The organism is Planococcus sp. CAU13 (assembly GCF_000775575.1).
GTDB lineage: Bacteria > Bacillota > Bacilli > Bacillales_A > Planococcaceae > Planococcus.
The window spans coordinates 45890-55137 of record NZ_JRGN01000216.1 but is presented as its reverse complement, the minus strand read 5'-3'; the positions used below and the strand labels follow the sequence as shown (position 1 = coordinate 55137).

The 9248-nt window shown below is 44.5% G+C and carries 9 protein-coding genes; all 9 read left to right on the top strand.

The genetic code is table 11. The features are described from left to right. Positions 1 to 482 precede the first annotated feature (482 nt). The 9 genes from KW93_RS09810 (at position 483) to ispF (ending at position 9244) form a co-directional block, all read left to right on the top strand. Positions 483 to 728: a hypothetical protein gene (locus tag KW93_RS09810; protein WP_033542830.1), complete on the top strand. Its 246-nt coding sequence runs from the start codon at positions 483 to 485 to the stop codon at positions 726 to 728. Between the two features lie 140 nt (positions 729 to 868). Beyond that, on the top strand, positions 869 to 1336 hold the full coding sequence (locus tag KW93_RS09805; protein ID WP_033542829.1) for a CtsR family transcriptional regulator: 468 nt from the start codon (positions 869 to 871) through the stop codon (positions 1334 to 1336). A 14-nt stretch (positions 1337 to 1350) separates the two neighbouring features. Beyond that, positions 1351 to 1884: a UvrB/UvrC motif-containing protein gene (locus tag KW93_RS09800; protein WP_033542828.1), complete on the top strand. Its 534-nt coding sequence runs from the start codon at positions 1351 to 1353 to the stop codon at positions 1882 to 1884. Next, positions 1874 to 2974 (top strand): protein arginine kinase, encoded by a 1101-nt coding sequence (locus KW93_RS09795; RefSeq protein WP_033542827.1) that lies wholly within the window; start codon positions 1874 to 1876, stop codon positions 2972 to 2974. The genes KW93_RS09800 and KW93_RS09795 overlap by 11 nt, the downstream gene beginning before the upstream one ends. After that, complete coding sequence (gene clpC / locus KW93_RS09790) at positions 2971 to 5412, top strand: ATP-dependent protease ATP-binding subunit ClpC (RefSeq protein WP_033542826.1); 2442 nt, start codon at positions 2971 to 2973, stop codon at positions 5410 to 5412. The genes KW93_RS09795 and clpC overlap by 4 nt, the downstream gene beginning before the upstream one ends. A gap of 67 nt (positions 5413 to 5479) precedes the next feature. Beyond that, on the top strand, positions 5480 to 6856 hold the full coding sequence (radA, locus tag KW93_RS09785; protein WP_033542825.1) for a DNA repair protein RadA: 1377 nt from the start codon (positions 5480 to 5482) through the stop codon (positions 6854 to 6856). A 94-nt stretch (positions 6857 to 6950) separates the two neighbouring features. Beyond that, positions 6951 to 8048: a PIN/TRAM domain-containing protein gene (locus KW93_RS09780; protein ID WP_033542824.1), complete on the top strand. Its 1098-nt coding sequence runs from the start codon at positions 6951 to 6953 to the stop codon at positions 8046 to 8048. A 21-nt stretch (positions 8049 to 8069) separates the two neighbouring features. Beyond that, positions 8070 to 8765, top strand: a complete 696-nt coding sequence (gene ispD, locus KW93_RS09775; RefSeq protein ID WP_033542823.1) for a 2-C-methyl-D-erythritol 4-phosphate cytidylyltransferase — start codon at positions 8070 to 8072, stop codon at positions 8763 to 8765. Next, positions 8762 to 9244 carry a 2-C-methyl-D-erythritol 2,4-cyclodiphosphate synthase gene (gene ispF, locus KW93_RS09770; RefSeq protein WP_033542822.1) on the top strand — a complete coding sequence of 161 codons (483 nt, stop codon included), beginning with the start codon at positions 8762 to 8764 and terminating at the stop codon, positions 9242 to 9244. Before ispD ends, ispF begins: the two co-directional genes overlap by 4 nt. Positions 9245 to 9248 lie beyond the last annotated feature (4 nt).

The following is a 9248-nucleotide window of genomic DNA, read 5'->3' as shown; positions in this document are numbered from 1 at the left end:
AAAGGTCGTTACCGCATCTGCGGTAGCGGCTTTTTTTTCGCGTCGCTTTATAATACTTTGTTATGTTGTATGTAGCACGAGTATGAGGTTTTATTTGAAATATAATGGAATTCTTGATGTTTTTTCAGGAATTTAAGTATCTGGTTAATCAGAGTAAATACAAGCACACTACTTAAGAAAAATTACTAGTATTTATATGTTATTATTTGCCGAATAGAAAAGAAACGATTGGATCACGGGCCATGGTTAATTAGTGGGCAAGACAACATAGAGTCTTTCAAAAGTAAGATACATTCAAGTAAATTTAAAAGAACAATAAATCAATAACTAGAGATTATCTAATTTTTCAGATAAAATAGGTTCTATAGATATTACTAATAAAAATTTTTGGTTTGTTTATGTTAACGTATCTTAAATACACAAAAATTAATAAAGAATTTTTAAAACTTAAGATATAGAAAAATAGAAATGAGGCGGCTATTATGAAGTCAGGTATATATAAAGTAGAAATTATTGATAAAAGAACTGCATTATTAAAACCTTTAAATGAGGAAGATGAACAGTATACCTTCCCTGTAAGTGAGTTTACACATGAAGTATCAGCTGGAGATATGGTTGAGATTTGGCTTGAAGGTACCCACTGGAGAACAAAATACCTTGAAGAAGAAACGAGATCAGTTAAAAGTCATTTAAAAGATTTTAAGAAGCGTTTACTTAATGAAGATTAAAAGCTTACCCGGAATAAAATATTCCGGGATTTTTTTAATTTCAGTACGTACTATTTGAATTATATAAAAAACATAGGCTATAATTAAGTCAAAGATAGTCAAAGTCAATTTTAGAAATGCAGGATGTAGAGGTGAATGCAATGCGTAACATTTCTGATGTGATTGAAGGTTATTTAAAGCAGGTTATCGAATTAAGCGAAAGAGAATATATTGAAATTAAAAGAAATGAAGTAGCAGAAAAATTTCAATGTGTTCCTTCCCAGATTAATTATGTAATTAATACAAGGTTTACCCCGGAGAGAGGATATCTGGTGGAGAGTAAAAGAGGTGGCGGTGGCTATATCCGCATTAAACGTATACGTCTTCACCGCAAGTCAGATGTTATTGCAGGTATTGTAAAGCACTTGGAGAATGGCGCTACTCAAAGCATGGCTGAAGACATTGTGTATCGATTATTAGATGAAGACATTGTAACGAAGCGGGAAGCAAAAATGATTTTAAGTGCGATCGATCGATCGACACTTTTGCTGGGGCTCCCTTTAAGAGATGAAGTCAGGGCACGAATTCTAATAGCCATGTTATTCACAATTAAATTTGAGTCGAGTTAACGAGGAGTGGTAAGATGATTTGCAACCAATGCGGAGAACGTCCTGCATCTGTATTAGTGAAACAAAAAAGAAATGGACAACTGACGGAGAGACATCTTTGCCATGTGTGTGCAGCGGAAAATCATAATTTGAATTTAGCATTTGAGCAGGATCCACTGGCAATTCACCAACTGCTTTCAAATTGGTTTCCGGTTCAATCGCCGTCTGTTAGTCCAGTTAAAAAAGAAGTTTCAGTCTGTCCTTCATGCGGATTTACTTTCAACAATTTTTTGAAGTTAGGTAAATTCGGTTGTGCGAATTGCTATGAAGCTTTCGAATCGAATCTGGAAGAGATTTTTAAACGTCTCCATAATGGCAATAAAGAACATGCCGGTAAAATACCTGCCTCTTATGGAAGTACATTAAAAATAAAAAAAGAAATCGAAGAGTTAAGGAAACAACTGAAAGCCTCAATAGACGCAGAGGAGTTTGAAGAAGCAGCAAGACTGCGTGATAAAGTTCGTGAATTGAGTAAAGAGCTCGAAGGGAGTGCTAATCATGGCGATTGACCGTTTTTTAGAGCCAAAAGCGAGCAGTTGGATGGCTAATGAGGGTGAAAATACCGATATAGCCATGAGTACCAGAATCAGGTTGGCACGAAATCTAAGTGAATTTAAATTTCCTTATGCTTTTACAGAAGATGAAGCTTTGAAAGTTGATAAGGCTATTTCTTCGGTTCTATTGGATAAAGGAAATGAATTAAATCAGGAGTTCACCCATATTGACATCCATGAGATTTCTCCGTTGCATAGAGAATTATTAGTGGAAAAGCATTTGATCAGTCCGCATTTGGCGGCTGGAGCACATGCTGGTTCAGTTCTATTGTCGAAGAATGAAGAACTGAGTATTATGGTGAATGAAGAAGATCATCTTCGGATTCAGAGTTTGCAATCCGGTTTTCATCTGCAGGAAACTTATAAAATTGCAAACGAGCTGGATACTTTGATAGAAGAGAATCTGCAGTATGCATTTCACGAGAAATTCGGGTATTTGACAAGTTGTCCGACGAATACGGGAACGGGCATGAGAGCTTCGGTAATGCTCCATTTGCCGGCTTTGACAATGTCGCAGCAGATTACTCGCATTATTCCTGCTATTTCACGCTTAGGAATGGTCGTGAGGGGTATCTATGGAGAAGGAAGCGAAGCTTTGGGCAACGTTTACCAGATTTCCAATCAATTGACGCTTGGAAAATCAGAATATGAAATTCTTCAGGATCTGCAGAATATGACCGAGCAGATTATTGAGCAGGAGCGCAGGGCAAGAGAGGCAATTTTAAATAATTCGCCATTGAAGCTTGAGGACCGTATTTACCGCTCGCTCGGTATTCTGACTTATTCAAGATTGCTGACGACTGAAGAAGCGGCAAAATGCCTTTCAGATGTCCGTTTGGGAATAGATTTAAGATTGATTAAGAATATTGATATGTCGATTCTGAACGAGTTGATGATATTTATGCAACCGGCTTTTCTGCAGCGCTATTCAGAAAAACCATTGTCACCAAACGAACGGGATATCGCCCGGGCACAGCTTTTCCGGGAACGCCTGAAAGAAGAATATAAAATTAATGGAGATAAAGAAGGAGAGGATTCTGAATGATGTTAAACAGATTTACACAAAGAGCACAGAAGGTTCTTCAACTGGCTCAAGAAGAAGCGATTCGCATGAAACATGATTCTATCGGAACAGAACATATTTTACTTGGTTTAATTCATGAAGGCGGCGGTATTGCAGCTAAAGCTTTGGAAGCAATCGAAGTCAATACGCAATTGATCGAAGAAGGAGTTACCGAACTTGTAGGAATTGGCGAAAAAAATGTGGGACCGATTGTACATTATACGCCGAGAGCAAAAAAAGTTATTGAATTATCGGTTGATGAATCCAGAAAACTGGGTCATTCTTATATAGGTACTGAACATTTGCTGTTGGCTCTGATCCGTGAAGGTGAAGGAGTAGCGGCACGGGTGCTTGGCAACGCTGGAGTGAGCCTGAACAAAGCACGCCAGCAAGTGCTGCAGCTGCTGGGCAGCAATGAACAGGCGTCGGCTGGCGGCATGAGCCCGAACGCATCAGCCAATACACCGACACTGGATGGTTTGGCCCGTGATTTGACACAGGTTGCGCGTGAAGGCAGCCTGGATCCGGTAATCGGCAGAAACGATGAAATTACGCGAGTGATTGAAATATTAAGCCGCCGTACCAAGAATAACCCGGTTCTGATCGGAGAGCCTGGTGTCGGTAAAACGGCAATTGCAGAAGGTTTGGCGCAACAAATTGTAAACAATGAAATTCCCGAAACGCTTCGCGATAAACGCGTTATGGTGCTGGATATGGGTACAGTTGTTGCGGGCACGAAATACCGGGGTGAATTTGAAGACCGCCTGAAAAAAGTGATGGATGAAATCCGTCAGGCAGGCAACGTCATCCTGTTTATCGATGAGCTTCACACATTGATCGGTGCAGGCGGAGCAGAAGGTGCGATTGACGCTTCGAATATCCTTAAGCCGGCACTGGCAAGAGGGGAACTGCAATGTATCGGTGCTACGACATTGGATGAATACCGTAAATATATTGAAAAAGATGCGGCTCTTGAACGACGTTTCCAGCCGATTCAAGTGGATGAGCCGACTGTGGAAGAGTCAATCCAAATCATCAAAGGTCTGCGTGACCGCTATGAAGCGCATCACCGCGTGAAAATTACGGACGAAGCGATTGATGCTGCAGCCAGAATGTCTGACCGTTACATCTCCGACCGTTTCCTGCCGGACAAAGCGATTGATTTGATTGATGAAGCGGGTTCGAAAGTTAGACTTCGCTCGTATACAACTCCACCGGATCTGAAAGAATTGGAAGCGAAGCTCGAAGCTGCACGTTCTGAAAAGAATGAAGCGGTGCAAAGCCAGGAATTTGAAAAAGCGGCTTCTCTCCGTGATTCTGAACAGAAATTAAAAGATCAATTGGAGAAAACCAAGAAAGAATGGAAAGAAAAGCAAGGCAAGGAAGAGTCTGAAGTGACTGTGGAAGATATTGCGAAAGTCGTATCCATGTGGACAGGCATTCCGGTATCAAGACTGGCACAGACTGAATCCGATAAATTATTGAATCTGGAAGAGATTCTTCATGGACGTGTTATTGGCCAGTCTGAAGCTGTCACTTCCATCTCGAAAGCGATCAGACGTGCACGTGCTGGATTGAAAGATCCGAAACGTCCTATCGGGTCATTTATCTTCCTTGGCCCAACTGGTGTCGGTAAAACAGAATTGGCACGCGCTTTGGCTGAATCCATGTTCGGTGACGAAGAAGCGATGATCCGCATCGATATGTCCGAGTATATGGAAAGACATTCAACTTCGCGTCTTGTCGGTTCACCTCCAGGGTATGTCGGCTATGACGAAGGTGGTCAGCTGACTGAAAAAGTCCGCAGAAAACCATATTCTGTCGTGCTCCTTGATGAAATTGAAAAAGCGCATCCGGATGTATTCAATATCCTCCTGCAGGTGCTTGAAGACGGACGCTTAACAGACTCAAAAGGGCGCCGGGTCGATTTCCGCAACACGGTCATCATCATGACTTCGAACGTTGGAGCGGAAGAATTGAAGTACAATAAATACGTCGGTTTCAATCTCGAAGACTCGAAGACGGATTATAAAGACATGAAATCAAAAATGCTTGCAGAATTGAAAAAAGCATTCCGTCCTGAATTCCTGAACCGGATTGACGATATGATTGTGTTCCATTCACTTGAAAAAGAAAATCTGCGCGAAATTGTGACATTGATGTCGAAACAATTGGCTGACAGACTGAAAGAGCAGGATATCAATCTTGAATTGACAGACGCGGCTCTTGATAAGATTGCGAAAGAAGGCTACGATCCGGAATACGGAGCGCGTCCGCTTCGCCGGGCATTGCAAAAGCATGTCGAGGACCGTTTGTCTGAAGAGCTGTTGAAAGGCAACGCACTCGCTGGACAGCAAATTGTCTTTGATGTCGAAAATGATGAATTTGTAGTGCGTACAAATGAAACAGTTAAGAAATAAGCGATAAGATATTCCGCTCGCCGGAGAGATTTCCCGGCGGGCGGTTTTTCATTAGAAGGAGGAGCCCATGGCTAAAAAGAAATCAAAGTTCGTCTGCCAATCGTGTGGCTACGAATCGGCAAAATGGATGGGGAAATGCCCGAACTGCGGCGAATGGAATCAAATGACCGAAGAAGTGGAGATGGCTGTCCCGAAAGGCACAAGAAATGCTTTCCAGCACACAGCATCTGCGCCTCAAAAAGCCATTCCCATCAATTCGATTGAAACAAAAGAAGAACCACGGGTGGAAACGGAACTCAGTGAACTGAACCGGGTACTCGGTGGGGGGATTGTGCCGGGCTCTCTGATCTTAATCGGAGGAGATCCGGGAATCGGGAAATCGACGCTGCTGCTGCAAGTGTCGGCGATGCTCGCGAACAGCGGCAGCCGCGTGCTTTACATTTCCGGGGAAGAATCGGTGCGCCAGACAAAACTGCGGGCAGAGCGCCTTGACGCTTCCTCATCGGAGTTGTACATTTACGCCGAAACGAATCTCGAGATGATCAACCACACCATCGAAGAAGTGGCTCCTGATTTCGTTATCGTCGATTCCATTCAGACTGTCCATCACCCTGAAGTGACATCCGCTCCCGGCAGTGTCACGCAAGTTCGTGAAAGTACAGCGGAATTGATGCGGATTGCCAAGACGAAAAATATTGCCATCTTCCTTGTCGGGCATGTGACAAAAGAAGGCCAGATTGCCGGACCGCGAATCCTTGAACATATGGTGGATACTGTGCTGTATTTTGAAGGGGAACGCCATCACACGTACCGGATTTTGCGCAGTGTGAAAAACCGTTTTGGTTCAACGAATGAAATCGCGATTTTTGAAATGCTGCAAAGCGGGCTGAAAGAAGTGTTGAACCCATCTGAATTGTTCCTGCAGGAGCGTTCAAGCGGATCGGCAGGTTCAACTGTAGTCGCTTCAATGGAAGGGACACGGCCGATTCTGGTGGAAATCCAGGCACTTGTTACACAGTCCAGCTTTAATTATCCGAAGCGGATGGCGACAGGGCTGGATCAGAACCGGGTGTCTCTTTTGATGGCTGTGCTGGAAAAACGGATGGGCATGCTCCTGCAGGCTCAGGATGCTTATATTAAAGTGGCGGGTGGTGTTAAACTGGATGAGCCGGCAATCGATCTGGCGGTTCTTGCGAGTATTGTGTCCAGTTACCGAGATACCGCCCCCAACGGCTTTGATTGTATTATCGGTGAAGTCGGCCTGACCGGCGAAGTGCGGCGCGTCTCCCGAATTGAACAACGGGTGCAGGAAGCGGCGAAACTTGGATTCAAGCGGGCGATTATTCCCAAGTCCAATATCGGGGGCTGGGATTTCCCGGAAGGCATTCGGGTAGTTGGCGTTGAAACAGTGAATGATGCATTAAAAGAGATTTTTCCACAATAAGGGGGCTTTTAGCCTCCTTTATTTTTTTCAGTGCATGGTCATAACAGCGTTTTGTAAATGATGTGTGTATAATTAAGTACAAGGAGGTGGAAAAATGTTAAAAAGAATTATTCAAGTGTTATTTTTATTGATCGGTGCAACTGTCGGAATTATATTCTTACCTTATGTTTTTGAACTTATACCTATTGTCGACAATCCTTGGATCAATAATGCAATTGTTTCCGCTCTTGTGGGAGCCGTCATTTTTTTCCTGTTATCTCTGTTGTTTGCAGATACGCTGGTGCGGTTTATGAAGTGGATGGAAGAGAAATTGCTTCATGCGCCGACGCCGGATCTGTTATTCGGGACCGTGGGGCTAATTATAGGTCTGATTGTGGCATTCCTCATCGGATTTGCGCTCAGTACGATTGATATTCCGCTTGTTGCGACTGCCGCTCCGATCATACTTTCAGTGGTGCTCGGTTACCTCGGATTTCAGGTAGGTTTTCAGAAACGCGAAGAAATGCTGGGCATGCTGACGCCAACCCGGCTTTCATTAAATTCCAAGAAAAATGAAGCGGGGCAGGAAATCACAGCTTTGCCTGCAGAGAAAACGGCTTATAAACTATTGGATACAAGCGTCATCATCGATGGCCGGATTGCAGATATTTCAGCTACCGGATTTATGGAAGGAACTTTTGTGGTGCCGCAATTTGTGTTATCGGAACTGCAGCATATCGCGGATTCGTCGGATACGCTGAAACGCACAAGAGGACGCCGCGGACTAGATATTTTAAAACGGCTTCAAAGTGAGCGCGAAGGTGCGATCATGATCACGGAAGAGAATTTCGATGAAGTGGCGGAAGTCGATTTGAAGCTGATGCGCGCTGCCAAGAAAATGGGCGGCCAGGTCGTGACGAACGATTTCAATCTTAATAAAGTTTGCGAATTGCATAATGTGCCTGTTCTGAACATCAACGATTTGGCGAACGCCGTAAAACCGGTGGTCATACCCGGTGAGGATATGCACGTGGTCGTCATTAAAGACGGCAAAGAACAGAACCAGGGTGTCGCCTATCTCGATGACGGCACGATGATCGTCATTGAAGACGGCAAGAAATACATCGGCGATGCGATTGATGTTACGGTGACAAGTGTGCTGCAGACTTCTGCGGGACGCATGATTTTCGCTAAGCCACGTAACGGGAAATGATGGATAAAAGGATGTAAGCTCATGAAATATACAGTAGTACTGCCTGCCGCCGGGAGCGGCAAGCGCATGAAAGCTGATAAAAATAAATTACTGCTGGAATTATTCGATAAACCGATTTTCATCTATACGCTGGAAGTTTTTCAGCGGGACCCGAACTGCGAGTCGATTTGGCTGGCTGTAAAGGAAGAAGAGCGGTTGTTGATCAAGAATTATGTGGGGAAATATGGAATTTCGAAAGTGGCGGGTTTTGCTGCAGGCGGCGCTGAACGGCAGGATAGCGTCAGAGCCTGTCTCGACATGATTCCTGCGTGTGACGTGGTACTGGTCCATGACGCGGCACGGCCTTTTATTGAACCGGCTGTGATTTCCGGTCTTGCGGAAGAAGCGGCGGAAACTGGAGCAGCGATTGCCGCTGTGCGGGTAAAGGATACGATCAAAAAAGCGGAATCCGGCATTATTACGGAGACCGTGGAGCGGGATAAATTGTGGATCATCCAGACTCCGCAGGCATTTGATTATTCATTGATCAAACGAGCGGCAACTACGGCTTTTGAAGACGGATATCTGGGAACTGATGAAGCGATGCTTGTGGAACGGCTGGGGCATCCCGTGAAGATAGTGGAAAGCAATTATGAAAATGTGAAAATGACGACGCCGGATGATCTGATTTATGGAAAAGCCATTTTGGAGAGCCGCAGACAGGAGGAGCAGCAATGATTCGGATTGGACAGGGATATGATGTGCATCAATTGGTGGGGGGCAGGCCACTCATATTAGGAGGGATTGAAATTCCCCATAGTAAAGGGCTTCTCGGACATTCGGATGCGGATGTGCTGCTGCATACCATTACGGATGCGGCACTCGGCGCGATTGGCGGAGGCGACATCGGCAAGCATTTCCCGGATACGGATCCGGAATTCAAGGATGCCGATTCACGCAAGCTGCTGACGCACATTTGGCAGTATGTGAAAGAGCAGGGCTATGAACTCGGCAATGTGGATTGCACGGTGATTGCGCAAAAACCGAAATTGGCACCTTATATCGAACAATTGCGGGAGTCGATCGCCGGTTTACTGGAAGCGGATGTTTCGCAGGTAAACGTCAAGGCGACAACGAATGAAAAGCTCGGATATTTAGGGCGAGAAGAAGGAATTGCGGCACTGGCCGTGATTTTATTGGTGGAACGGAAGGTTTAAACGC

What these genes read in the sequence shown, in the direction of transcription:
- KW93_RS09810 (WP_033542830.1), top strand. Translation starts at nt 483, where the DNA reads ATGAAGTCAGGTATATATAAAGTAGAAATTATTGATAAAAGAACTGCA.
- KW93_RS09805 (WP_033542829.1), top strand. Translation starts at nt 869, where the DNA reads ATGCGTAACATTTCTGATGTGATTGAAGGTTATTTAAAGCAGGTTATC.
- KW93_RS09800 (WP_033542828.1), top strand. Translation starts at nt 1,351, where the DNA reads ATGATTTGCAACCAATGCGGAGAACGTCCTGCATCTGTATTAGTGAAA.
- KW93_RS09795 (WP_033542827.1), top strand. Translation starts at nt 1,874, where the DNA reads ATGGCGATTGACCGTTTTTTAGAGCCAAAAGCGAGCAGTTGGATGGCT.
- clpC (WP_033542826.1), top strand. Translation starts at nt 2,971, where the DNA reads ATGATGTTAAACAGATTTACACAAAGAGCACAGAAGGTTCTTCAACTG.
- radA (WP_033542825.1), top strand. Translation starts at nt 5,480, where the DNA reads ATGGCTAAAAAGAAATCAAAGTTCGTCTGCCAATCGTGTGGCTACGAA.
- KW93_RS09780 (WP_033542824.1), top strand. Translation starts at nt 6,951, where the DNA reads ATGTTAAAAAGAATTATTCAAGTGTTATTTTTATTGATCGGTGCAACT.
- ispD (WP_033542823.1), top strand. Translation starts at nt 8,070, where the DNA reads ATGAAATATACAGTAGTACTGCCTGCCGCCGGGAGCGGCAAGCGCATG.
- ispF (WP_033542822.1), top strand. Translation starts at nt 8,762, where the DNA reads ATGATTCGGATTGGACAGGGATATGATGTGCATCAATTGGTGGGGGGC.